At 62.7% G+C, this 21982-nt stretch carries 30 protein-coding genes; 6 read left to right on the top strand and 24 right to left on the bottom strand.

The genetic code is table 11. The features are described from left to right. Positions 1-44: 44 nt before the first annotated feature. The 5 genes from pqqE to NKH05_RS00795 form a co-directional block, all read right to left on the bottom strand. Complete coding sequence (pqqE, locus tag NKH05_RS00815) at positions 45-1190, bottom strand: pyrroloquinoline quinone biosynthesis protein PqqE (RefSeq protein ID WP_502913231.1); 1146 nt, start codon at positions 1188-1190, stop codon at positions 45-47. After that, a complete protein-coding gene (gene pqqD, locus NKH05_RS00810) occupies positions 1160-1456 on the bottom strand; it encodes a pyrroloquinoline quinone biosynthesis peptide chaperone PqqD (RefSeq protein ID WP_023716589.1) in 297 nt (98 codons plus the stop codon). Before pqqD ends, pqqE begins: the two co-directional genes overlap by 31 nt. After that, positions 1453-2193, bottom strand: a complete 741-nt coding sequence (gene pqqC / locus NKH05_RS00805) for a pyrroloquinoline-quinone synthase PqqC (protein WP_352493902.1) — start codon at positions 2191-2193, stop codon at positions 1453-1455. The genes pqqD and pqqC overlap by 4 nt, the downstream gene beginning before the upstream one ends. Positions 2194-2207: 14 nt before the next feature. After that, a complete protein-coding gene (gene pqqB, locus NKH05_RS00800; RefSeq protein ID WP_352482839.1) occupies positions 2208-3140 on the bottom strand; it encodes a pyrroloquinoline quinone biosynthesis protein PqqB in 933 nt (310 codons plus the stop codon). An 87-nt stretch (positions 3141-3227) separates the two neighbouring features. Next, positions 3228-3326: a pyrroloquinoline quinone precursor peptide PqqA gene (locus NKH05_RS00795; protein ID WP_352482840.1), complete on the bottom strand. Its 99-nt coding sequence runs from the start codon at positions 3324-3326 to the stop codon at positions 3228-3230. A gap of 452 nt (positions 3327-3778) precedes the next feature. Here NKH05_RS00795 and NKH05_RS00790 point away from each other — a divergent pair, with 452 nt between their 5' ends. The 3 genes from NKH05_RS00790 (at position 3779) to NKH05_RS00780 (ending at position 5908) form a co-directional block, all read left to right on the top strand. Beyond that, complete coding sequence (locus NKH05_RS00790; RefSeq protein WP_352482841.1) at positions 3779-4864, top strand: M20/M25/M40 family metallo-hydrolase; 1086 nt, start codon at positions 3779-3781, stop codon at positions 4862-4864. Positions 4865-4873: 9 nt separating this feature from the next. After that, positions 4874-5305 (top strand): zinc-binding metallopeptidase family protein, encoded by a 432-nt coding sequence (locus NKH05_RS00785; protein ID WP_352590399.1) that lies wholly within the window; start codon positions 4874-4876, stop codon positions 5303-5305. 81 nt (positions 5306-5386) lie between these two features. Beyond that, entirely contained in the window at positions 5387-5908 is a 522-nt protein-coding gene (locus tag NKH05_RS00780) for a ferritin-like domain-containing protein (RefSeq protein ID WP_352482843.1), read from the top strand. 311 nt (positions 5909-6219) lie between these two features. Here the strand turns inward: NKH05_RS00780 and NKH05_RS00775 are convergent, their stop codons facing one another. The 9 genes from NKH05_RS00775 to NKH05_RS00735 form a co-directional block, all read right to left on the bottom strand. Continuing rightward, complete coding sequence (locus tag NKH05_RS00775; RefSeq protein WP_352590402.1) at positions 6220-7134, bottom strand: hypothetical protein; 915 nt, start codon at positions 7132-7134, stop codon at positions 6220-6222. Continuing rightward, entirely contained in the window at positions 7131-7526 is a 396-nt protein-coding gene (locus tag NKH05_RS00770; RefSeq protein ID WP_353024877.1) for a phage holin family protein, read from the bottom strand. The genes NKH05_RS00775 and NKH05_RS00770 overlap by 4 nt, the downstream gene beginning before the upstream one ends. Then, positions 7523-8251 (bottom strand): hypothetical protein, encoded by a 729-nt coding sequence (locus NKH05_RS00765; protein ID WP_353024875.1) that lies wholly within the window; start codon positions 8249-8251, stop codon positions 7523-7525. Before NKH05_RS00765 ends, NKH05_RS00770 begins: the two co-directional genes overlap by 4 nt. A 271-nt stretch (positions 8252-8522) precedes the next feature. Beyond that, a complete protein-coding gene (locus NKH05_RS00760) occupies positions 8523-8996 on the bottom strand; it encodes a DUF2269 family protein (protein WP_352715917.1) in 474 nt (157 codons plus the stop codon). Further along, on the bottom strand, positions 8996-10294 hold the full coding sequence (locus NKH05_RS00755) for an SDR family oxidoreductase (protein WP_353024873.1): 1299 nt from the start codon (positions 10292-10294) through the stop codon (positions 8996-8998). The genes NKH05_RS00760 and NKH05_RS00755 overlap by 1 nt, the downstream gene beginning before the upstream one ends. Before the next feature lie 24 nt (positions 10295-10318). Continuing rightward, positions 10319-10657 (bottom strand): hypothetical protein, encoded by a 339-nt coding sequence (locus tag NKH05_RS00750; protein WP_352493897.1) that lies wholly within the window; start codon positions 10655-10657, stop codon positions 10319-10321. Further along, complete coding sequence (locus NKH05_RS00745) at positions 10657-11019, bottom strand: hypothetical protein (RefSeq protein WP_352493896.1); 363 nt, start codon at positions 11017-11019, stop codon at positions 10657-10659. Before NKH05_RS00745 ends, NKH05_RS00750 begins: the two co-directional genes overlap by 1 nt. Then, positions 11019-12239 (bottom strand): NRAMP family divalent metal transporter, encoded by a 1221-nt coding sequence (locus NKH05_RS00740; RefSeq protein ID WP_353024872.1) that lies wholly within the window; start codon positions 12237-12239, stop codon positions 11019-11021. Before NKH05_RS00740 ends, NKH05_RS00745 begins: the two co-directional genes overlap by 1 nt. Beyond that, the gene (locus NKH05_RS00735; RefSeq protein ID WP_353024985.1) at positions 12236-12625 is read right to left on the bottom strand and encodes a hypothetical protein; all 390 of its coding nucleotides are present in this window, start codon (positions 12623-12625) and stop codon (positions 12236-12238) included. Before NKH05_RS00735 ends, NKH05_RS00740 begins: the two co-directional genes overlap by 4 nt. Positions 12626-12852: 227 nt before the next feature. On the opposite strand from NKH05_RS00735, the gene NKH05_RS00730 reads away from it, so the two are divergent. Further along, on the top strand, positions 12853-13065 hold the full coding sequence (locus tag NKH05_RS00730) for a DUF2934 domain-containing protein (protein ID WP_352493894.1): 213 nt from the start codon (positions 12853-12855) through the stop codon (positions 13063-13065). Positions 13066-13071: 6 nt separating this feature from the next. Next, positions 13072-13200, top strand: a complete 129-nt coding sequence (locus tag NKH05_RS00725; RefSeq protein WP_280940403.1) for a hypothetical protein — start codon at positions 13072-13074, stop codon at positions 13198-13200. Between the two features lie 182 nt (positions 13201-13382). On the opposite strand, the gene NKH05_RS00720 is transcribed toward NKH05_RS00725, so the two are convergent. From NKH05_RS00720 to NKH05_RS00695, 6 genes are all read right to left on the bottom strand, one after another. Continuing rightward, entirely contained in the window at positions 13383-14144 is a 762-nt protein-coding gene (locus tag NKH05_RS00720; protein ID WP_352493893.1) for a GntR family transcriptional regulator, read from the bottom strand. Between the two features lie 70 nt (positions 14145-14214). Further along, entirely contained in the window at positions 14215-14997 is a 783-nt protein-coding gene (locus tag NKH05_RS00715; RefSeq protein ID WP_352493892.1) for an SDR family NAD(P)-dependent oxidoreductase, read from the bottom strand. Positions 14998-15095: 98 nt separating this feature from the next. Further along, entirely contained in the window at positions 15096-16010 is a 915-nt protein-coding gene (locus tag NKH05_RS00710; RefSeq protein WP_352493891.1) for a PfkB family carbohydrate kinase, read from the bottom strand. After that, on the bottom strand, positions 16007-17206 hold the full coding sequence (gene uxuA, locus NKH05_RS00705; protein ID WP_352515646.1) for a mannonate dehydratase: 1200 nt from the start codon (positions 17204-17206) through the stop codon (positions 16007-16009). Before uxuA ends, NKH05_RS00710 begins: the two co-directional genes overlap by 4 nt. A 153-nt stretch (positions 17207-17359) precedes the next feature. Then, positions 17360-18019, bottom strand: coding sequence for a ThuA domain-containing protein (locus tag NKH05_RS00700; RefSeq protein WP_352493889.1), 660 nt, complete (start codon positions 18017-18019; stop codon positions 17360-17362). 11 nt (positions 18020-18030) lie between these two features. Further along, positions 18031-19128: a Gfo/Idh/MocA family protein gene (locus NKH05_RS00695; RefSeq protein ID WP_352493888.1), complete on the bottom strand. Its 1098-nt coding sequence runs from the start codon at positions 19126-19128 to the stop codon at positions 18031-18033. A gap of 265 nt (positions 19129-19393) precedes the next feature. Between NKH05_RS00695 and NKH05_RS00690 the strand changes: the two genes are divergently transcribed. Then, complete coding sequence (locus tag NKH05_RS00690; RefSeq protein ID WP_352845768.1) at positions 19394-20302, top strand: dihydrodipicolinate synthase family protein; 909 nt, start codon at positions 19394-19396, stop codon at positions 20300-20302. Here NKH05_RS00690 and NKH05_RS00685 read toward each other — a convergent pair whose 3' ends face one another. From NKH05_RS00685 to NKH05_RS00670, 4 genes are all read right to left on the bottom strand, one after another. Next, positions 20303-20701, bottom strand: coding sequence for a DUF1801 domain-containing protein (locus NKH05_RS00685; RefSeq protein ID WP_352846017.1), 399 nt, complete (start codon positions 20699-20701; stop codon positions 20303-20305). Between the two features lie 92 nt (positions 20702-20793). Further along, positions 20794-21264: a DUF1801 domain-containing protein gene (locus NKH05_RS00680; protein WP_352845767.1), complete on the bottom strand. Its 471-nt coding sequence runs from the start codon at positions 21262-21264 to the stop codon at positions 20794-20796. Between the two features lie 4 nt (positions 21265-21268). Then, positions 21269-21499: a hypothetical protein gene (locus tag NKH05_RS00675; protein WP_023716563.1), complete on the bottom strand. Its 231-nt coding sequence runs from the start codon at positions 21497-21499 to the stop codon at positions 21269-21271. A gap of 86 nt (positions 21500-21585) precedes the next feature. Beyond that, on the bottom strand, positions 21586-21978 hold the full coding sequence (locus tag NKH05_RS00670; protein ID WP_352845765.1) for a VOC family protein: 393 nt from the start codon (positions 21976-21978) through the stop codon (positions 21586-21588). Positions 21979-21982 lie beyond the last annotated feature (4 nt).

The raw sequence follows: 21982 nt of genomic DNA, 5'->3' as shown, positions 1-21982 counted from the left end.
GCCGCCGAGTGAGAACGAGGGTGGCCCCGGACTCTTGATCGAGATCATGTGCGGCCGATACGGCGAAAGGCAAAGGGCGGGATGAGGTCTCCGCCGGTCCTCGCATCGGACGGCGGAAGCGTCTCCTCGAGCAGCATCGCCATCCGGGCATGGGGGGGCGACCTGACGCATACGGGATCGGCCGCCGCAGCATCGCCGGCCAGCGCCAGCGCCTGGCAACGGCAGCCGCCCCAGTCGACATCACGGCGCTCGCAGCTGCGGCAGGGTTCCAGCATCCAGTCCGTCCCACGGAAGGCGTTGAATGCCGGCGAGTCCCGCCAAATGTCGGCCAGCGGCCGAGAGCCGAAGCGCTCGAATCGCAGCGATGGAATGGTCATCGCAGCATGACAGGGCAGCACCAAGCCGTCCGGTGCGATGACGAAAGCATCGCGCCCCCAGCCGCCCATGCAGGGCTTGGGATAGGTCGCAAAATGATCCGCCACCACGAAATCGATCTCCAGCACGCCGACAAGACGTGCCCGTGCGGCCTCCACGGTCGCGACCTGATGCTCTATCGAGGCGCCGTCGGGCAGCAGATAGCGACGATTGAGCAACGCCCAGCCGGCATATTGCACGTTGGCAATCTCCAGCCGCTCGGCGCCGAGCGAGAGCGCCAGGTCGATGTAATCGGGAATTTCCGCGATGTTGTGCCGATGGATCGGCGCATTGATCGTCAGCGCCAGTCCGAGGGCCCGCGCATGTCTGGCGGCAGCGAGCTTTTGCGCGTGGGCGCCGGAATGGCGTCCGATCCGCGCGGTGGTTTCGGCATTGGCACCCTGGAAGCTCACCTGAACATGGTCTAGCCCCGCGCTGGCAAGTGCTTCCAGACGGATGCCGGCAAGGCCGACGCCGGCCGTGATGAGGTTGGTGTAGACACCGGTTTGCGACAGCGTTGACACGAACTGTTCGAGGTCCCGGCGCAGCGTCGGCTCGCCGCCCGAAAGATGCACTTGAAGAACGCCCATAGCCGCCACTTGCTCGAACACGTCGAGCCAGCGTTCCGTCTCCATTTCACGGTCGGCTTTCAGCAAATCAATGGGATTGGAGCAGTAGGGGCACTGCAGAGGGCAGCGATGCGTCAGCTCAGCCAGCATCGCGATCGGAGGGAACGGCGCCTGCGTCACAGCCGCACCAACAGCCGGTCTGCCCATTCCTGCAGGAAGGCGCCGACGTCGGCGTCGATTTCCTGGCCCTGACCGTCATATTCGCAAGCAAGCTCCCTCACGATGGCACTGATTGACGTCTTGCCGTCACAGCGCCGGAGGATGTCCAGTCCGATTGCATCGGGCCACAGAACGCGCTCGGGTGCCAGCACCGCCCAGGCATTCCGGACGGGATCGAAACGCAGGCGTACATAGGGCGCGAGGCGCGGGCGAGATTGCGCCGATACAATCCCTCTCCGGCGGTCCGCTGTCATCCGTTGGTCTCCGGCCGGAAGCAGCCAGGGGGTATGACGCCGTCACGCCCATATGCGTAGTCGAGCGCGTCGAGCATCGCCCAGAGCACATCGCACTTGAAGACCAAGGCGTCGACAACCTTCTGCTGACGTTCCGGCGTATCGGCGTAGCGAAGCACGTAGCCCAGCGCGAAATCGGAATCGCGTGCGGCCTGATCGGGCCGCCGATCGAAATAGGCGAGCGTGTCGGCCCTGACGAAGTCGTATCGCGCCAGCATCGCTGGCACGCGTTCTGCGATAATATCGGGCGAGAAGAGTTCGGTGAGGGAGGAAGCAACTGCTTCGAGCAGCGTATGGGACGCGCAGAAATTGACATACGCCTGCACCGCGAAGCGTGTTGCCGGCAGCGCCAGCCTTTGGCTTTTCACCTCTTCCGACTCAAGGCCGAGCGACGTCGCGAGATGCAGCCAGCGCGCAATTCCGCCACTCCGGCCGTCCTCGCCGTCATGGTCCTCGATGCGCTTGCGCCATGCGGCCCTGAATGCCGGATCCTCGGCGTAGGACAGGATGGTGGCGTCCTTGCGCGGGATGGCCGCCTGATAGCAGTAGCGGTTGAGCGCCCAGGCCTGCAGCTCGGTCTTCGACATCGCTCCCTCCACCATTCTGCGATGGTAGGGGTGTCGGTTGTGATAACGCTCGCGGCCGACCTGCAGAAGGACTGTGCGCAAATCTTGTTCATTGAGGCCGCGGCCGACCACGTCGGAAAAATCGTTCACAGCATGAGCTCCATCCGGTCTTGCGCAATCTCCCATCCAGCTGCGCGCACCGCCGCGTGTTCGGGCGATTCCTCGTCCAGAACCGGATTTGTGTTGTTGATATGGATGAAAATCCGGCGGTCGACCGGCAGGTGGTTCAGACATGCGATCGCACCGTTCGGTCCGGACATGGCGATGTGTCCCATGCGCGCGCCGGTCTTCACGCCCACGCCGGCCGTGATCAGCTCGTCGTCCGTGAACACTGTGCCGTCGAGGAGAACCATGTCGGCGCCGGCAATCCGTTGCCGCAGCGATTCATCGACGGCTGTACAAGCGGGAATGAAGAGCAGCGAGCGGCTCCCCTCCATCAGACGAACCCCGATCGTGCCGCCATCGGCGGAACGGAGCTCCGGATCCTGTCGGCCGCCATCTTCAAGAAAGAGCGCCACCTTGCCAGGAACGGAAAACACCTCGATGCGGATGCCGATTTCCGCGCCCTCGGCATCGCAAAGATCGATGAAGCCTTCAGGAGGAAGGCAGCGGCGCGAAACAATCTGAGCATCGAGGACATCGAAGATCGAATTGGAGGCGATAACCGCCAGAACCTGCTCCGTTGCATAAAGAGCGAAGGGTTGCCGCTCACGCAAGCTGAGGAGCCCCGAAATCTGGTCGATCTCGGCGCCGGTCAGGACGACGGCTGCCAGCGGTGTGGCGCGTGCCGACATCTCCGGATGCGGTTGGAGTTCAGGGTTTTCAGCAATCTGCTGGCGGATATCGGGAGAGGCATTGAAAAGCACCCAGTGTCGCCCGTCTGGAGATGCCGCAACACTCGTCTGAAGACGCGGGCGGACCCCAGGATTACCCGCCCGCGCGGCCCTGTTCAGCCTGTCGTTGGCGTTCCACTGAGGAAAACCGCCACCCGCGGCGGACCCGATGATCCTAATCCACACGCCGTGACAAACTCCGCGTTTCTCTATTCCAGCAATGTCGCGAACCGGTCGAGCACAGCCGATGCCGTACCCGCCGGTTGCGTAATGTCATTTCTTTGTGGTGATTTCGGCAGGCAAATAGCGCGATATCTCCATTCCCGCCGCGACTTCGCACATGACGGGCTTCTTCCAAGTCTTCTTCTTCATGTCTTTCTCCGATCTGGCTGCCTTGGAAATACCGCAGCCAATCCCATAAGCACGCAGCCCAAGCTTTGTTCCCGACAGGGTATGCGAGGGGTGCTCTTTCGGATTGGGCGTCGGACGCTCGCGTCAAAGAAAAGACAGATCAACCGAAAGCGGAACCGGGGTGGCGGATGTTCGCGCGAAGCTTACAGCATCGGCCGGCCACCTGTGACCAGAAGCAAGCCCCGGTGAAACAACCGGCTTCTGACGAAGCCAGGAGGATGTAAGCCGGGGCAACGCAACTCTTGAGGAAATCGCCCTGCTGGCGCTAAGCTCGTTCTCCTGCATCTTGTATCGGGCACAATGATGAACGGTGAGGCGAAAAGCAGCCTGTCCGGGCGCGCCATGCGCTGGGCCATCGCATTGACCGAGCAGAAGAGCGTCACCGGGACCGGCGGCGAAGCCTCGTTCGGCCCGTGGCTGGCAGACGAGTTACGCCGCGAAGCCGCGTTTCGCCACGCGGAACCTGGACCATAGAGGTCGAGCCGGAAGATGGCCGCCATTGCGTGGCGATGCTGGTCCGCGGTACTGGCCGCGCCACCATCGTGCTGACCGGTCACTACGACACCGTCACGACGCGCGACTATGGCGATCTGGAGGATCTGGCCACCCAGCCGCAACAACTCACCCAAGCGCTAAGAAAAACTTTGGCCATGGCCGAGGCGCCTGCCGTGAGGCGGGCGCGGGACGACTTCGCCTCGGGGGAGTTTCTCGCCGGCCGCGGGCTGCTCGACATGAAGGCCGGTTTGGCCGCCGGGCTGGCGGTTTGCGCCGCATTCGCCGAAAGCACCAACGCGGCGGGAAACTTTCTGTTTATCGCGGTTCCCGACGAAGAGAACAATTCTGCCGGTGCGCGCAAAGCGGCACAGGTTCTCACCGAGATAGCCGGCGAGCACGAGTTGGACATTTTCGCGGCGATCAATCTCGATGCGATCGCCGACGACGGGGACGGCAGCAAGGGTCGCGTCATCGCGCTTGGAACGGTCGGCAAGCTGCTTCCGACGGCCCATGTCGTCGGCGTTCCCGCGCATAGCGGCTTTCCGTTGAGTGGCCTGAATGCGGCGACCATTGCCGCGGCCATAGCCGCCCGGGTGGAATGGGCATCGGAGCTGACCGACGACTCCCGGTCGCTTCCGGGTACACCGCCGAGTCTGCTCAGCATTCGCGACGGCAAGTCCGGCTATGACGTGACCACGCCGGCTGCGGCGTTCGCCACCTTCAACGTGCTGAGCTATCGCCGGACGCCGGATGAGGTGCTCGAACGCTTCGACCGGCTTTGCGCCGATGCTGCTTCGGCCTGCCTGGCGGAGTTGAAGCGGCGGCGGCACTTCCAGCACGGCAGCGCCGCGATCGATCTCCTCGAAACAATCCCCCTGCATCGTTACGAGGCAGTGCTGGACCGTCTCGACGCGGAGGCAAGATCGAGGCTTGGCGCCGTTGGGGCTTCGCTTGCCGCCCGCGATCTTCCACTGCCGGAGCAATGCCGGCTGGTCACCGACTAGGCATGGCGATTGAGCCGCTTGCCGGGACCGGCAATCGTCACCGGCTTCGGCTCGATACCTTACTTGCCGACGAACCTTTCGGACCGGCCGGCAGCGGCGCGGCTGCGGGCGATCGCTTCGGACGTCGCGGCCGACGCAAGCGCCCGCTATGGCTCGGCAATCGGCTGTGCGGATTATTTCGCCGGCATCTCGGATATGAGCTTCTTTGGCGAGGCGGCCGAGTCCGGTCTCAAGGTCGTCGCCCGCAACACGCCGATGTGGCGGGACGGCATTCGCTGGCCGAAGTCAGGTGGGCTAGCCAACATTCCCACCATCAATATCGGTCCGTGGGGACGAGACTACCACACGCCGCCTGAGCGGCTTCACATCGGCTATGCTTTCGACGTCCTGCCGCAGGTCGTGAGCGATGTTTGTGCAGCGCTGCTTAAAGAGCAAGGATAGGTACGAGTCCATCAAATCTCGCCAGGAACAAATCGGCGAAGCCGAGGTTTGGTTCTACAAATCAAATCGCGAGGAAATCCTATGGACACTGACGTCAACTCCGAAACCCGTTCGATCTTCATTGTTGGGCTGCGCAACGCCCACGCCATGGAGAACCAGGCACTTTCGATCATGAAGCCTCAGGTCAAGCGGATCGAGAACTATCCGCAGGTCGCCGATCGCCTGCAGCAGCATATCACGGAGACCGAAGGGCAGATCGCCCGGCTGGAATCCATTCTGGATGGCCTCGGCGAGGACCATTCCACATTGAAAGACACGGCCATGTCGATGGTCGGCAGCATGGCGGCGATGGGACATTCCGTAGCCGGCGACGAAATCCTCAAGAACAGCTTCGCCAACTTTGCATTCGAAAATTACGAGATCGCCGCCTACAACTCATTGCTCGTACTCGCCGAAGCCGGAGGGTTTAGTCAGGCAACCAACTCTCTTCAGCAAAATCTCAGCGAAGAAGAAAAAATGGCCGACTGGTTGAAGCAGAACCTTCGCGCCGTCACCTTGCAATACGCCAGGCTGCGTGAGGCGGGAGAGACCGCCAAGAGTTAGGCCGCCCCGCTGGGGAAGAGGAATTCCTGACAACCACCCCAGCCGAATTGACGGGGTGGTTGTTTTTTCTGGGATCGGAAGTGCTGCTAAGGACCGCGCGCCACGCGTCGGCCAGACACGCTTCCTTGGAGCCCGAAGAACCGAACGGATTCAGAGCTAAGAATCCGAACGGATCGGAGCGCCCCGGTTCTGATGGCTTGAACGCCGCGATCCCATTTGTCTGCGGAAGGTTGCGGACTCCTGGCCGACTTCGATGTTCCCACCGCAAGGCGACCCGCGGTCGAAATCACCAGGAACGACCGGTGGCAGCGCTATGACGTCGATTTGGGAGACTCGTCGGTCTCCGGCAAACGATCGCGAATGGCTTCCTCGGTTTTGCTTGCCGTCTTTTTCACGACTTTCTCGACGCGGTCGACCAACGTCTCGGCGTCGCCGCTGGAACCCTGTCGGTCAGCCTCTTCCTTTACAGTCTCATATGCTTCGGCGGCAACCTGCTTGGCTTGCTCCACGCCTTCTTCAACGACTTCTTCGGCACTGTCACGAAGCTTGTCGCGGTAAGGGCCGAGTTGCGCGTCTTCCGCGGCGGTGTGAGGCAGCATCACGCCGATGGCTGTGCCCACGGCAAGGCCCACCGCGGCCATTGCCAGAGGTTCGCGCTGGAACAGGTCCTGCGCCGACTGCCGCACCCGCCCCGTCATATCGGTGGCGGCCGAGCCGACCTGCCCGGCTGTGCTTCTCAATCTTTCTTTGGCGCCGCTCGCAACGTCTGCCACAGCCTCAGTCGCACCGCCTGCCACGGACGCAACCGAACGAGCGGCATCGGAGAGCATGGAGCCGGCGGAACCTTCGCCCTCGGCACCGTACTCATCGCCGCGTGAGTCCTGCCAGGCCCCGCCCAAGCCCCTCTGGTCAGAGAAGTTTCGGGTGCCGTCAGGCTCCCTGCCGGTCGAATAGGCATCAAGTGCTGAACTGTCTACCGACGTGCCCTTGCCAAGCATCAGCCAGGCTAGGCCCGCGCCGACCAATGTAAGCGGCAACGGATTGTCCCTGACCTGAGTCTTAAGATTGCTGAGCATGGCGGATCCCTCGCCGCTGAACATCCCGGTGAATTCGTCGATCAGTTGGCCCGGTGTCATCTTGCTGCGGATCGTGTCTGCGGTATCTGCCACTCTGGCGCGCGCAATATCAGCATCGCGTTCCAACTCGGCTGCGGATTTCTCGGTCATCTTATCTGTTCCTTGATCACGCGTGCGTCGCGTTTAAGTTGGTCTTGTGTCCGGTCGGGGGTCAACTCGGAGGGAGCCATGCTTGCCTTGCCCGAGCGCAAGAGTATGACGCCCATTACTGCCACCACGACGCCGACGAGCAGCGAGGACCATCCGGCTCCCAGGCCGGCGCTCGCCAAGGCAATCACCAGCGCCTGCAAAAGCACCATCAGGGCGGCAAGCAGGCAAATGACGCCTCCCATTACCTCCACGGCGCCGGCGCCGACCTTGCTTACCTTTTCCGACATTTCAGCCCGCAACAGCCTGCTTTCGGTTTGAAGCAGTGTTGTGACCTGCTGTGCCAGATCGCTGACAAGGGTTGTCAGGCTGCGAGTGTCCTGATTGTCAGTCATGGGTTTCGCTCCAGGCTTGCATTGGCCCAGTCATCGCCGGACTGATCGGATCCTAGCGGGGCCGGCTCAACTGCCTCTGCCGATTGCCATCCGAACTCATTCGAGCGAGGACCCGTCTCGGGCGCCCGGCCTGTTTCCGACTGGCCCGGTGCTCCGGTTTGGGCAGAGGGTGGCGAGCTCTTGATGAACCGTCCCAACGCCAGGCCTGCCAATACCGAACCGGCGATCAGCGCGCCCGAGTTTTTGCGGCCGAACGACTGAATTTCGCCAAGCACCTCGTCGAACGGTTTATCCTTCAGGGACGAGGAAAGCCGCTCGAGCCCGCCTGCGGCGTCAAGGGCGAATTTCGAAGCGGTCCGTTGATCATTGTTGGCAAGATGCTCGCTTGCCGCGCGCAATGCGCCGCTGAAGGCCTTGAGGTTGGCGCTCACGTCGCGCTGCGTTCCCTCCGCCTTGTTGAACAATGCTTGCTTTGCTTCCGATGCGTAATCTCCGGCTTTCCTGGTGATCTCGTCACGCGCATCGTGGAGCGCTTCCGTCGCGGTCTGCTTTTCCCGTTGTAGTCTTTCCGAAAGCTCGCTTCTGGCTGTCTCGAAATCGGCCGGCTGACGGCCCTGATCGTCCTGGTCCTGCATGGTGTCTCCTAGTGGAATCCGAGGAAGGAGAGGATCGCAAGCACGACGACGACGAGGCCGATGAGATAAATAACACTGTTCATGGCGCAATCTCCTCCACTGCGCACCGAACTTGCCTGTGCTTCCCGTGTTCCCTCGGACGTCATCTTTTTTGGTAAGCGAAGCCTAACCCGCCTCAAGACGGGATCTTGTCCTGTGCCGATGGCGGTGAGCGCGCGGTTGGGAATGATACGGGACCGGACTCCGGTGCGACTTACGGGTCGAGGCGCAGTTCCTTTCCGGCAGATATTCGTGCTGCATGGGCCGGAATTTTTCCGCAGTGCCTTGACTGCGCATTATCGCAGTGGGACCTGCCTGCGACCTACCACTCGATTGCTGGCCGCGCGATCATCAGCCAGAAAATTCCGAGTACGGCAGCGAAGGCGGGGACGCCGAAGGCGAACCACAGCCAGAAGAGCCGATGATAGCGTGGCGGCAACGGCGCGCCTGCAGCGGCGGCTTGCGAGGCCAGCTTGCGCATCTCCATCTGCATCCAGACGACCGGGAGCCAGAACATTCCGGTGAAGATATAGAGCGTGATCGAAAGCACGATCCAACCTTCCGACAGCGAGTAGCCTGCCTGCCAGGCGAGCGCGGCGCCCGTCAGCGGCTGCGCGACGACGGCCGTCGCTGTGAAAAGAAAGTCGGCTACGACGACCATGCGCGCCACCGCCGCAACCGTTGCCGTATTGCCCGTCCTGTGGGCGAGCAGCATGAAGAACGCGATGCCGGCGCCGGTGCCAAGCAGCACGGCCGCGCCGATGACATGCAGAAATTTCAGCAGGAAATAGTCCATCAACGCTCCTCCAGCACTGCCAAGGCTACAAAGTGCAGCACCAGGATCGGCAACACTTTGAGGAACGGCCCAAGCGGTTCGTTCCACAGCTCCGGGCGCAGGAAACTTCCGACGGCTAAGTAGAGGAGCGAGAGCGCGATGCCGCCATAGAGGCCTTTTCGCGTCGTCGACCGCCAAGCTATGAGCGCGCCAATGGCGATGTCGGCCAGAGCGCCGGCGATCACGATCGGCGCCGACAAGATGCCAGCCACTGTGCTTTGCATCAGATCGATGCCGCCGTTATAGCCGGTGGTCAGCGACACAATACCCGTCGCGATCCAGAAGAACGGCAGGACGACGAAGATCGCAGGCTTGATGAAATACAGCCGGGCAAACCATTTTTCCTGCACCGTTGCCGGATTGAGCGCGAGGAAACCCGCCAGGGTTTGCGGCCGTATGCCGGTCAAGGCGGTCCAGTTGGAGGGATCTCCAACCGCCCCTCGGGCGATCTCCCTGGCCGCGTTGGTACGCATTGGTGGGCGCCAGCCGAACATCGCGGCAAGATCGCCGAGGCGGTAGAGAAGCCTTGCAACAGCCGCCGGCAAGACAAAGCTAACTGCCGGAGCCCAGCCGAGCCATCGGCGATAGCTGCCGACGACCTCGTCCAGGGTCAGCTGTTCGGGACCGGCAAGTTCCAGCACGACGCGAGACGGACTGGCGGGAGCGAGAAGGAAGACGACGGTTGAGACCACGTCGTCGAGTTGTACCACCTGGAGCCGGCCGGTGCCGGGCATGGACGGCAGCACCGGCAGCGAGGCGAGACCCCGAAACAATGCGCTGGCTCCAAACACCGGCCGCCCGAGCACCACGGACGGGCGCAGGATCACCCAGTTCAGATCAAGCGCCATTAGCGCTTGGTCGCCGGCCAGTTTCGTCGCCGAGAACGTCGAAGGCTGCGCCCGATCGACGCCTATCGCCGAGAAGTGGATCACCCGAGCAACCCCTACCCTCGCACAGGCGAGGAAGAGTGCTGCCGCCGCATCGCGATGGACTTCCCGCGTCTTTTCACGGGGGCTGTCCTGCAGAACGCCGGCACAATTGACGACGGCGTCGATGCCCGTGAGATGCGGCAACCAGTCTTCGGGCTGCAGCGCCACCGCGATGTCCAGCACCAGCAACTGATAATTGCCGGCCCGGTTTGCGCCGGGGCTGCGGACCAAGCCGATCACCTCATGCCCTTCGGAAAGAAGGCGTGCGACGACCGAGGCACCGATCAGGCCGGTAGCGCCGGCAACCAGAACTTTCACACTGGACCCCATTCTCCGACGGCGGGACAGTATCGTTCATTCCCGCTTATCGCCCTCGATACTCCCCTTCATAGCGGAAAGTTCTTCCTTCGTGCATAACAACCGCGGCCGCGCCGGGTCGGAGATGTCGAGCTTGTCCCAGGGAATGCGGTACATGCTGTCGCGACTGCGCATTCGAAAGACGTCGAGGACCGCTGTGCCGATGGCAGAAGCGGACAGGCGCTCGAATGCTGCGTAGATGCCGACATGGTACTCGGTAACCACGAGGTCATCGCCATCCGGTTCGGCGCGTATCTCCTCGATATGGCCGATGCTTTTGCCGCGCTGCGAAAGCACATTCCTGCCAGCCAATTGCTCAAGATTGACGGTGGCCATCATCCAGCTCCCGGGATACGCCCAATGACATGATCGCGCAGCCAGTCCTGCCAGTCGAAAATCGCCGTTTCGCGGACGTCGATATCGAACTCGATGTCGACGCCGATGTCGCGCACCTTGTTCCATGCGATGCGGTGCGGCTCGGCATGGCGCCTGCCGCCGAGCCTTGCCGCAAGCCGCGCCATCCAGCGCCCGGGCCGCTGGCCAAGCCGGCGCGCCAGCGTGATCGAACCGAGCTCGACCGCAATAATTTTTGGCGGCTTGCCTGGCCCGAGTTCGGCCACCAGCCCGTCCACCTTGCCGATCTTGACCTGCTCGCGGTCGACCACTTGCTTGTCCAGGATGTCGCGCAGCAAATCCATCAAGTGCCTCCGAATATCTGTAAAGGAATAGTCACGACTGCGAGCACGAAACCGAGCGCTATGATGAAGATGACCGCTGCATTCGCGATCAGCCCATTGCGGTGCTCGCCGACATAACGCTCGTCGTTCAGCAGGAAGAGGAACGGAACCACGGTCAGCGGCAGGCTGGCGGCCGTCAGAGCCATGGAAAAGATGGTGAGCTTCAGCGGATCGAGACCCAATGCGATCGGAATGGCGGCGAGAAACAACGAGATCGTATAGACGGTGCTGAAGCCGGGATCGTCGCGCGGTTTCAGGTCCTCGCCCCAGGTCCAGCCGAAGCCCTGCGCCACAAGGTACGCTTGCTGCAGCCCGATTTCGAGCGCGGCACCGAAGCAAGCTATGCCTAGTGAAGCAACGAATAGGACGAACCCCCAGAAACCGAAGATCGGAATCAGCATCAGCGGCAGTTGGTGGTAGTCGTCGATCTGCTCAATGCCGTGCGCTGCCAGCACCAGTGCTGCCACGATCAACACACCGATAGCGATTGTGCCGCCAAAACACATGCCCAAGCCGGCAATGGCCCGATTGGCTCCGAGATAGCTCTTGTCCCATTGGTCCTCGATCGCTCCCGACGAATAGAACATGAACAAATAGGGCGAGATCGATGCACCAAGAATGCTGACCGCCATGAACCAGTAATTGGCCGCGTCGTGCTCGGGCAGAGTGGGCACGGCACCGGCCGCAACCTGCCCCCAATCGGGCTTCAGCATGACGGCGCCAACCACGAAGCACAGCGTGACCAGCCCGAGGACCGCGACACCTTTTTCGATGAATCCGAACGTGCCTTTCCAAAGGAACAGCCATGCCAGAAAAGCGACCGGCAGCGCCCACCACTGAAAGCCGATGCCGGTGGCGAGCTCGAGCGCAATGGCAACACCGCCGATTTCGGCTGCCATGACCAGCAAGTTGACCAGCAAAGTCGCAAGCAGCGGCCACAGAAAGGCGTTGAAGCCAAACCGTTCCCGGATCCCGTCGACGATGGTGTGATGGCTAACGGCGGCGAAGCGTCCGGCCATTTCGACCAGGAAGATGATGCAGATCGTGCCCAGGACGACGGCCCATATCAGCTGGAACCTGAACGCCGCGCCGGCCTGAGCTGCGGTCGCCATCGATCCGACCTCGAGAAAGCCGCCAACGCTGGTGACGACGCCGAGCGATATTTCGAGTAGCTTCTTCATGATTTCGGCGCGAAATATCTGGCGTTGGACGCGCTCAGATCGGCGGCGGCGGCCCGCAGATCCTGTTGCGCGTGTTCCACGTCCGAACGGTTGCCGTTCTGCACTGCGGTCGCTGCGCGTGTTACCGCCGCCGAAAGCTGTCCGACCGCCGTCGTCAGACCGGCTTGCTCGCTGGGCTCAGGCGACTTGGCGGACTGGATTTGCGCACCGGCATCGGCGAGCGCCTTGCCGACCGATTGCAACGTGCGCGACGTGTATTTCGAAGGGGCTGCCCCAGCGACCCAAGCCTCCAGGACCAGTGATGCGGTCTGTGTGGCGGAAGCCGCGATTTTCGACTGCTGCTCGACCTGGTCGGAAGACGTGCATGCCGTCAGTACAGATATCATCAGCAGCAAGCACAGGCGGTCTGGTCGAAGACCGACGGCTGTAACGGCATTTACAACACGTGCTTGTAGCGTTGCTGCCACACGATTGTTCTCCCCGCACCAAGCGACTTCGGCGTGAAGTTTGATCTAGAGCGCCCGGTAATCACGTCAACTGAACCGGATGAACGGCGCTGGCAGCGCGGAACAAACCAGCGATCGCCGGATTAGGTGATGAGGAGGCAAAGGCCATGGACAGGGAACAGCGTATCAGGCAGCGAGCCAATGAGATCTGGGAGCGCGAAGGCCGTCCGCAAGGACGCGAGCGCGAGCATTGGGATCAGGCCGTGCAGGAGATCGAAGCTGAGGGTTCCGAGGCCGAACGCGGTCCGGTCGTGCCCGATCCAACGGTCGGGGCCGGCTCCAATCCAGAGGCGCGCGGCAGCAAGCGGCGGGGGAAGTGAGGTCCAATGCCTCGTCTCGTCGCCTGGATCGTGGTCGTACTGGTCGTGCTGTTCGCCGCCTGGCTGATGATCGGACGCGACAGAACCAGTGGCGGAGCTCAGCCCACGCCGCATGCAATAGATCAGAATGGATAGGAGCTGACATGGCGGGAACCGATACTCATCCTGAACAGGACCCTGCCGAAGGATCGCGATCGACAGTGGAAAAGCAGCTCCGCAAGGAGCAAGGCGGCGAGGGTCAAAATCGCAAAGCCGAGCCAGCTTCCGACAAATCCGGCAGCAAGACCAAGACGCCTTCGGAAGCGCGCAAGAAAGGCTCAGGCTTGGATTGAGCCGGCTGACGGCGGGCTCACGCTGCCGTTTGCCTCGAAATAATAGGGATAGCGCTGCTGGACGATTTCGAGCACCTCGAAGATGTGGCGAAGATGCATTCGCATTGCTTCTTCCGCCGCAAGCGCGTCGGCCTGCTCGAGCGCATCGACAATCCGCCGATGCTGGCCGAGGACCACCGACATGCTGTCGAGGCGCGGAAAAGACAGGAAGCGGAACCGGTCCATGTGCAGCTTCGCCGCGCTGATGTCGGCCCAGATTCCGGGAAACCCGGCATGACTGGCGATATGCTGGTGGAACAGCTCGTCCGACTTGAAGAAGCGCCTGTCGTCCGCGATGGAGGCGAACGTCTCCTGGACCGCCAGTTCGCCTTTGAGCATGGCAAGCAGGTCGGCACGGTGCGGGCTCTCGACGGCGCGCTTGATCAGGCCGACTTCGAGCGATTCGCGCAGGAACTGCGACTTCTCGAGATTGGCAATACGGAGCGGCGCCACCATGCTGCCGCGCTGCGGATAGATGTCGATCAGGCCAAGACCGGCCAGCCGGGCGAGCGCCTCCCTGACCGGCGTGCGGCTCACCCCAAGGGCTTCCGACATCGCCTTTTCCGAGATCCCTTCATGCGGCTTCAGGCGGAAGGTCAGGATCTGGTCGAGCAGAACCTCGAACGTCCTCGCCGCGACCGACGCGCCGGGGCCGGATTCGCCCAACCGCCCCTCGGTGATGGTCCGCATTCCCAAAAGCCCTGCCATCGGCAATCCCCTTAAAGGCTCTGCAGTTTCAAGCCGTTCATGAAATGCCTGCGCAAGCAGCAGCCCGGCGTTACTCCGTGCGCGGAGAACCGCCGATGCGCGCCAGCAGCCCGCCATCGACGCGCACGACCTCGCCAGTGACGAAGGAGGCATCGTCGGACAGCAGGAAGGCAACGACTGCGGCAATCTCTTGCGGCTGGGCGGTACGGCCGAGCGGATGCATGTTGTCGAGGATGCGCAGTATCTCGTCGGGGTTGTCGTTGAGCTTGACCGCATCCCGCAGCATCGGCGTGTCGACGGCGCCCGGAGCGACGGCATTGACGCGCACGCCGAGGGGCGCGTAGTCGACGGCCATCGATTTGACGAGGCCGATCAGGCCGTGCTTGGCCGTGCTGTAGGCCAGAACCCCTTCCTGGCTGGCCAGGCCCTGCACCGAGCTCATATGGACGATGGCACCGCGGCTTTGGCGCAGCAGCGGCATCGCCGCACGCGACAACAGGTAGGCAGCCTTGAGGTTGACGTTCATCACCTCGTCCCAAAGCGCCTCGTCCGTAGTCTCCACTGTTCCGTAACGCTGGATGCCGGCATTGTGGGAGAGCATGTCGAGCCCGCCGAACACGGACCGGGCAAGCTCGACGGCGCGGCCGCAGGCTTCTGTGTCGGCGGTTGAGCCAAGCACGGTGCGCACGGTCACGCCGCGCGCCGAAAGCTGCGCCGCGACCTCATCCAGCTGATCGCCCGCCCGGTCGAACAGGATAAGGTCGACGCCTTGCTCGGCCAGCCTTTCGGCGACAGCACGGCCGATGCCCATGGCTGCCCCGGTGACCAGTGCGCGTTTTCTGAATTCAGCCATTTATCCTCCAAGAACAGTTGCCGATCGATTACCATGGTAGTCGATCGGCGCAATTTGACGCGCTCTTTTCCGCGGAGCCGGCCCAAGCGTGTCCGGCATCATGCCGATCCTTGCATGAAAGCCAGCGTTTCCGCGCGCGTCGGTGCGCCAACACGTCCGCCAAAGCGCAGGCATTTCAGGGCGGCGGCGGCGCTGGCCACTGCTATGGCCCGCTCTTCGTCCCAACCTTCAGCCAGACCGAGGGCGAAGGTGCCGTGAAACACGTCGCCTGCCGCCAGGGTGTCGACGGCTTCGACCCGCGGCGACGGCAGGTGACGGACATCATTGCCACCCGGGTGCTGGAACGCGGTGCCGTTCGCCCCATCGGTGACGGCCACGAAGGCGCCGGTCCATTCGCCGAGGATAGCAACGGCAGAACCGGCGGATATCTCCGGACCGCAAAGGATGCGTGCCGCCGGCAGCGAAGCAACGACATGCGAGGCGATCGGCAGCAGCCGGTCGAGCACCGGTCGCGACGCGACATCTGCGTCAAGGACCGCCGGAATGCCGTATTCACGAGCTTTCGCCAGCGCCAGGGCGGCGGCTCCGGGCCAGCGGACATCGACCAGCACGGCGTCGAACTGGGAAAAATCCGCGGGTGGAAGGCGGTCCGGATCGGCTTGCGTGACGGCATCGTAGAAGGGCACGATCATACGTTCGCCGGCGGCGTCGACCAGGATCGTAGCAATGGCCGAGCGGCCGCCCTCGACCCTGCGCACCAGCGAACAGTCGACCCGCTCCGCCTCCATCTGGCCAATGACATCGCGGCCGACGGCATCGTCGCCGACGCTTGCCCATAGCCAGACCTGTCCGCCCTGGCGGCTGGCCGACGCGGCGGCGCTGGCCGCCATGCCGGCCGCGATCTGCACGGCCTCGCTTGGCAGGAACTTGCCGGCGCCGGAGGGCAGGACATCGAGGCGCAAGATCGTGTCGTAGGTGAGCGCGCCGACACAAAGCAGGCGGGGCGCCGTCATTGCAGCCGGTAGCCGCGCTGATGGGCAATCGCCGTCATCACGCCTCTCAGTTCGGCAAGGCCGCGAAGACGGCCGATCACGGGGTAGCCGGGATGGGTGTGCCGCGCGGCGTCATCGATCAGCTCGTGGCCATGATCCGGGCGAAACGGCAGCAGCGCCGCCGGTTCGCCGGCGTCGCGGCGGCGTTGCTGCTCGTCGAGCAAGATCGAGACCACCGAGACCATGTCGACATCGCCGCTCAGATGCTCCGATTCCATGAACGAGCCGTCCGGGTCCTTGCTGACATTGCGCAGATGCACGAACTTGACCCTATGCGCAAAGCGCCTGGCGATGGCAGGCAGGTCATTGGCCGGATTGGCCCCCAGCGACCCTGTGCACAAAGTAAGGCCGCTATGGGCCGATGGCACGGCATCCAGGATAAAGGCAATGTCGTCGGCGTTCTTGACGATCCGGCACAGGCCGACGAGATCGCGCGGCGGGTCGTCCGGGTGGATCGCCAGCGTGACGCCCGCCTCTTCGGCGGCCGGCAACACGTTTTCGAGAAAACGGACGAGGTTCTCGCGCAGCCGGTCGTGCGACAGGCTCGACTGCTCGGCAACCACTTCGCGCAATTCCGCTATGTCGTAGCGCTTGAAGGCGCCCGGCAGGCCGGCCATGATGTTGGCGAGCAGACGCTCTTTTGCCGTGTCCGGCGTCGTCTCGAACCATTCGCTTGCCCGCTGGAGAACATCGGACGCATAGTCGCGCTCCGATCCCTTGCGCTGCAGCATGTAGCAATCGAATGCGGCAAGCTCGTGCATGTTCATGCGGAGCGCCCGTCCGCCGCCCGGCAGCGGCGCAGCCAGGTCTGTGCGGGTCCAGTCGAGGATCAGCATGAAGTTGTAGCAGACCGTGCGCACGCCGCAGGCGCCGAGATTGCGCAAGGTCTGCCTGAAATTGTCGTAGAGCCGGTCGAGATCGCCGCGGCCGAGCTTGATGTCCTCGTGCACGGGGACGCTCTCGACGACGCTCCATTTGAGCCCCATCGCCGGATCCGCCTCTATCAGCGCCTGGCGCTGCCTGATGGCGTCGATCGGCCAGACTTCGCCGTAAGGGATGTCGTGCAGTGCCGTCACGATGCCGGTCGCGCCGGCCTGCCTGGCATGGGCAAGCGTTGCCGCGTCGCTCGGACCAAACCATCGCCACGTCTGCTCCATTCGACCTCCAACTGCGGAATTCCACGATCAGACCACAGGTGGTATTGAATACTACCATGGCAGTCAATTGCCTGCAGTCCTGTGCCTGGGTCGGCGTTTCGGGCGGCCGCCCTTTGAAAAATTACAACGATACGTGGCGTTCAGATTGAACGGCTACGCAAGGTCCGAGTTTCGGCTGGCCCAAATCGCGCCGCGTTCGAACATCGTGCGCATTTGCGGCACGGCGAACTCATCGGCGGTGTGGCCGAGCGCGCTATAGAAGACGCGGCCCTTGCCGTAGCGGCGCTTCCAGACGACCGGCATGACGACGCCGGCGATGAAGTCGAGATGCTCGCCGGTAAACGTCGTTGTCGCCAGCACCGCGTTGGTCGGATCGACATGCATGTAATACTGCTCAGAACGGTAGGCGAAACTATCGATGCCTTGCACAATCGGATCGTCTGGCCTGGTGATATCGACGTGATAGTCGATGATGTTGCCGGGATGGGCGACCCACTGGCCGCCGGTCATGAACTGGTATTCCGGCTCGTTGCGGAAGCTGTCGCACATCGTGCCGTGAAAGCCCGCAAGGCCGGTGCCGGCCCCGACGGCGCTGGTCAGGTTTTGCAGCTCCGGCTTTTCGATCGTCGACATGGTGATCACCGGGACAATGAGATCGAGCTTGCCCAGTTGCGGATCGGCGAGTGCCGAGGTCCCCTGCTCCAGCCGCACGTCGAAGCCGTTGCCGGTCAGCATCTCCTTGACGATTTCGGCGCTTCGGGCCGGGGTGTGACCTTCCCAGCCGCCCCAGAAAATCAGTGCCGTCTTGCTCATCGCATTATTCCCTATTCCAGAATTCCGAAAGGCAGATCGGCGTGCATCGGCGCCGGCCGGGCGCAGCCATATCTCAGGTCGATACGCTGGCCTATCTCTGCTGAAGAGATGATCGATTCCATGATTTCCAGGACATGGAGGGAAAGATCGAGGCTGGCGCGCTGTTGCCTGCCGGAGACGATCGCCTGCGCCATGTCGGCGAGGCCGAGGCCCCGGTAATTGCCGTCGCCATAGGAATGGATCTGATCGGCCACCGTCCAGTCGCCCTTGCGCTGGCTCGTCCTGACGTCGCCCTGGAACTGGTTGGGGTCGGAGACGATCATCGAGCCGGTGGTGCCGTAGAGCTCAATGTGATTGTGATCGTGCTTCCAGACGTCGAAGCTGGTGGTGATCGACACCGCCGCGCCATTCTCGAATGCGAGCAGACCGGAAATATGGGTCGGCACCTCGACCTGGATGGTTTCGCCCTGGCGCGGTCCAGAACCGATGGTACGAGTGGCATAGGATGACTTCGCCTGCCCGGTCACCGACTTTACCGGGCCTAGGAGATTGACCAGGCAGGTCAGATAGTAAGGTCCCATGTCGAGCATCGGCCCACCGCCGGGCTGATAGTAGAAATCTGGATTGGGATGCCAGAGCTCGTGGCCGGGCACCTGCATGAAGGCAGAGCCGGCGACAATGCTTCCAACGGTGTCCTCATCGACCAGCCGCCGCGCCGTCTGGTGGGAGCCGCCAAGAAAGGTGTCGGGGGCGCAGCCGATACGCACGCCCTTTTCGCGTGCGGCCGCGACGAGCCGCTCCGCGTCGCTGAGCGTCGTTGCTAGCGGCTTCTCGGAGTAGACGTGCTTGCCTTGCCCGACAGCCTGCAAACCGACCGGCACGTGATGCTGCGGCGTGGTCAGGTTGAGCACGATCTCGACGCGGGGATCGGCTAACAGCGCCTCGATCGGCATGGCAGCCAGGCCGTAGGCCGCTGCCTTGGCCTCAGCTGCCGTCCGGTTGATGTCGGTGACGCCGACAATGTCGAGCACCGGGAATTGTGGCGACGCCTTCAGATAGGCGTCTGAAATGTTGCCGCAGCCAATGATGCCGACACCGATCCTCCGCATGGGCTTCTCCTCAAAAGGCGGCATTGATGAAACAGCAGAACTCGTTTGTCACCCCCTTTTCGGCCAGGCGATGTTGTCCCGTGAAAAGGATTTACCTCGAGAGCCTCAGAACCGCGGCCCGATCACAATCGCGCGCCTATGCGCGAGCCGCTTGCTTTCGAGGTCGAACGCCCGGTACTCAGCAACACTGCTTCATGTAGCTTGCTCGACATTCTTGATGCCGGCGTTGAGCACTGCACCGATTTTCACCGGTAGAAGGACGCACATGATCCGCCCACAAGGAACCATCGCACCGATCCTGACGCCGTTCGAAAACGACGGCCGCATTGCCCGCGACCTCTGGATATCACACGCCAAGTGGGTGCTGGATCAGGGAGCGCATTTCCTGTCGCCGTTCGGTACCACGGGCGAGGCGTTGTCCGTCTCGTTGCGCGAGCGCATGCAAGCGCTGGAGTGGCTGGTCGAGGCCGGCATTTCGCCAAGCCATCTGATGCCCGGCACCGGTGTCACAGCACTTGCCGAAACCGTCGAGCTGACGGCGCATGCGGTCGGTCTCGGCTGTGCCGGGGTGATGGTATTGCCGTCGTTCTTCTATACGGCTGCCGGCGACAACGGCCAGGCCCGCTACTACGGCGAGCTGATCGAACGGGTGGCGAACCCGGCGATGAGGATGATCCTCTACCACATCCCGCAGAATTCCGGCGTACCGGTGAGCCCGGCGCTGACCGCCCGGTTGAGCGAAGCGTTTCCCGATGTCGTGGTGGCTTACAAGGACAGTGCCGGTGACTGGAACAACACCGCGGCGGTCATCGCGGCGGCGCCAAGGGTCGCGGTGTTCCCAAGTTCGGAAGCACAGCTGACCAAAGGCCTTGCCAATGGTGCTGCCGGCTGCATCTCGGCGACGGTCAATTTGAATGCCGGGGCGATCCGGGCCCTCTATGACGCAGCGCTGGCGGGAGAGGACACTACCGACGCGGAGGCCGGCATCAAGGCGTTCCGCAAAATCATCCAGGATGCCGGCCTCATCGCTGCGATGAAGGCGGTCCTGTCAGTACGATCGGGCGACAGGCGCTGGCTGAACCTGCGCGCGCCGCACGAGAATGCAACGCAGACCAGCGGCGAAGCTTTGCTCGCCGCTCTCGGCCCGCTAGCCGACCATATCGGCCGGAGCTGACTATCGGGCAGCGTTCAGGGCGGCAGCAGCGCGTATCAGCGCCTTGAACGCATTCTCATCTATAGCCTCGCCCTCACGGATATCGATGGCGCGCCTGGTGTTGCCTTCGAGGCTGGAGTTGAACAGGCCTGAAGGGTCCTGCAGCGAGGCGCCCTTGGCGAAGGTCACTTTCACGACGTTCTTGTAGGTCTCGCCAGTGCAGATTATCCCGGCGTGCGACCACACCGGAACGCCTCGCCACTTCCACTCCTCGACCACTTCCGGGTCGGCCTGCTTGACGAGAGCGCGGACATGCGAAAGCGTCTGGCCTCGCCAATCGCCCAGCGCGCTGATCCTCGCATCTATCAGCTGAGAGGGAGAGTTGCCTGCATTTCCTTCCATCGAGCCACTCTTCATCATCATTGTCGCTTTCCCTAGGGTTGTTGCCGCTCGCCCGTCACATGAATACCGCTAGTCGGCACCTGGTTTGCGGGGATGACTGGCATTCCCACTCACATTCGCTCGCCCGGCAATTGGCTGGCTTGCTTCACCCAGGCGGCCAGTTGAGTTTCGTCCAGCTGGTCGTCCTGGCGGATATGGAGGTAGCGCACGTCCTTGTGCTTGGACTCGCCTGGAGGGACAGGATGCAGCGACGCGCCGCGGAAGAAAGCCAGCTTGATGTACTTTGTGAAGCAATGGAAGTTGAGGAACCAGCCTTGACCCTCTACGCCATAGAAGGGCGAGTTCCATTTGACGGCCTTGTGCACGTTGGGCACGCTGCGCACGATGAGCGCGTCGAGGCGGCGCCCGACGTCGCGTTTCCAGCCCGGCATGGCCGCGATGTAGGCTTGCACAGGGGCGTCGCCATCGGCCTTCGCTATCTGCGGGTTGCCGCCTGCGAGGAGGACCGGCTTGGCAGCGGCAGGGTTGGCGGCGGGCTTCTTCGCGACCGCCAATGACCTGATGGACGTCTTGTTGGCCATGCGTTCACTCCAATGCGCCGGTGCCCCCTGCGTTGCGCCACTTGGGAGCGTAAGGCAGCACGAACATGTACAGACCGGTAAGCAGGAGCAAGCCGAGCGGAAACAGCGGCAAAAGGTATACCCAGTAGGCGGGTTCCTTGCCTGCTCCCAGGCTGATGAAGATAGCGGCGACGACCGCCGCAAAGATAATCGACAGCCAGCGGTGGATCTGCCGAACCCATTTGTTCCAATCCATTGAGACCTCCTCTGAAGACGAACCGAAGCGGATCGGCGGCCCGTTTGGCGACTCCCGCCGGGCAGCCACGCCACTGAACGCGTGCCTTACCAGCGCGCCAGCTGGGTGATTTGAACGACATTACCGCAGCCGTCGTTCAGCTGGGCGATGGTCGAGCCGGTTACTTCGGTCGGCGGCATGGTGAATTCGGCGCCGCGCGCTTTGATACGCTCGTAGTCGCCCTTGATGTTGTCGCTGAAGAACATGACCGCGGGCTGGCCCTGCTGGAACATGGCTTTCTGGTAGGTCTTTGCGGCCGGGTTGTCATTGAGCGCGAGTTGCAGCTCGGCACCGTCCGGCTCGTCGGGTGATGCGACGGTCAGCCAGCGAAACGGCCCATTGCTGAAATCGGCCTTCTTCGTAAAGCCGAGCGTTTCGGTGTAAAAGCCCAGAGCCTTTTCCTGGTCATCCACGTATACTTTGGTCAACTTGATCTTCATTGGC

This window comes from Mesorhizobium sp. M1399, assembly GCF_040317735.1.
Lineage (GTDB): Bacteria > Pseudomonadota > Alphaproteobacteria > Rhizobiales > Rhizobiaceae > Mesorhizobium.
This window is presented reverse-complemented; position numbering and strand designations above follow the sequence as displayed.

Bases quoted from the DNA above. Each gene is read 5' to 3' on its own strand.
- NKH05_RS00685 (WP_352846017.1), bottom strand. From the start codon at position 20,701: ATGATGAAGAGTGGCTCGATGGAAGGAAATGCAGGCAACTCTCCCTCT.
- NKH05_RS00775 (WP_352590402.1), bottom strand. From the start codon at position 7,134: ATGACCGAGAAATCCGCAGCCGAGTTGGAACGCGATGCTGATATTGCG.
- pqqE (WP_502913231.1), bottom strand. From the start codon at position 1,190: ATGGGCAGACCGGCTGTTGGTGCGGCTGTGACGCAGGCGCCGTTCCCT.
- NKH05_RS00680 (WP_352845767.1), bottom strand. From the start codon at position 21,264: ATGGCCAACAAGACGTCCATCAGGTCATTGGCGGTCGCGAAGAAGCCC.
- pqqD (WP_023716589.1), bottom strand. From the start codon at position 1,456: ATGACAGCGGACCGCCGGAGAGGGATTGTATCGGCGCAATCTCGCCCG.
- NKH05_RS00745 (WP_352493896.1), bottom strand. From the start codon at position 11,019: ATGGATTTGCTGCGCGACATCCTGGACAAGCAAGTGGTCGACCGCGAG.
- NKH05_RS00670 (WP_352845765.1), bottom strand. From the start codon at position 21,978: ATGAAGATCAAGTTGACCAAAGTATACGTGGATGACCAGGAAAAGGCT.
- NKH05_RS00690 (WP_352845768.1), top strand. From the start codon at position 19,394: ATGATCCGCCCACAAGGAACCATCGCACCGATCCTGACGCCGTTCGAA.
- NKH05_RS00710 (WP_352493891.1), bottom strand. From the start codon at position 16,010: ATGACGGCGCCCCGCCTGCTTTGTGTCGGCGCGCTCACCTACGACACG.
- NKH05_RS00750 (WP_352493897.1), bottom strand. From the start codon at position 10,657: ATGGCCACCGTCAATCTTGAGCAATTGGCTGGCAGGAATGTGCTTTCG.
- NKH05_RS00760 (WP_352715917.1), bottom strand. From the start codon at position 8,996: ATGGACTATTTCCTGCTGAAATTTCTGCATGTCATCGGCGCGGCCGTG.
- NKH05_RS00725 (WP_280940403.1), top strand. From the start codon at position 13,072: ATGCCTCGTCTCGTCGCCTGGATCGTGGTCGTACTGGTCGTGCTGTTC.
- NKH05_RS00755 (WP_353024873.1), bottom strand. From the start codon at position 10,294: ATGGGGTCCAGTGTGAAAGTTCTGGTTGCCGGCGCTACCGGCCTGATC.
- NKH05_RS00700 (WP_352493889.1), bottom strand. From the start codon at position 18,019: ATGAGCAAGACGGCACTGATTTTCTGGGGCGGCTGGGAAGGTCACACC.
- NKH05_RS00740 (WP_353024872.1), bottom strand. From the start codon at position 12,239: ATGAAGAAGCTACTCGAAATATCGCTCGGCGTCGTCACCAGCGTTGGC.
- NKH05_RS00715 (WP_352493892.1), bottom strand. From the start codon at position 14,997: ATGGCTGAATTCAGAAAACGCGCACTGGTCACCGGGGCAGCCATGGGC.
- NKH05_RS00675 (WP_023716563.1), bottom strand. From the start codon at position 21,499: ATGGATTGGAACAAATGGGTTCGGCAGATCCACCGCTGGCTGTCGATT.
- NKH05_RS00770 (WP_353024877.1), bottom strand. From the start codon at position 7,526: ATGACTGACAATCAGGACACTCGCAGCCTGACAACCCTTGTCAGCGAT.
- NKH05_RS00795 (WP_352482840.1), bottom strand. From the start codon at position 3,326: ATGAAGAAGAAGACTTGGAAGAAGCCCGTCATGTGCGAAGTCGCGGCG.
- NKH05_RS00720 (WP_352493893.1), bottom strand. From the start codon at position 14,144: ATGGCAGGGCTTTTGGGAATGCGGACCATCACCGAGGGGCGGTTGGGC.
- NKH05_RS00730 (WP_352493894.1), top strand. From the start codon at position 12,853: ATGGACAGGGAACAGCGTATCAGGCAGCGAGCCAATGAGATCTGGGAG.
- uxuA (WP_352515646.1), bottom strand. From the start codon at position 17,206: ATGGAGCAGACGTGGCGATGGTTTGGTCCGAGCGACGCGGCAACGCTT.
- NKH05_RS00780 (WP_352482843.1), top strand. From the start codon at position 5,387: ATGGACACTGACGTCAACTCCGAAACCCGTTCGATCTTCATTGTTGGG.
- NKH05_RS00695 (WP_352493888.1), bottom strand. From the start codon at position 19,128: ATGCGGAGGATCGGTGTCGGCATCATTGGCTGCGGCAACATTTCAGAC.
- NKH05_RS00735 (WP_353024985.1), bottom strand. From the start codon at position 12,625: ATGATATCTGTACTGACGGCATGCACGTCTTCCGACCAGGTCGAGCAG.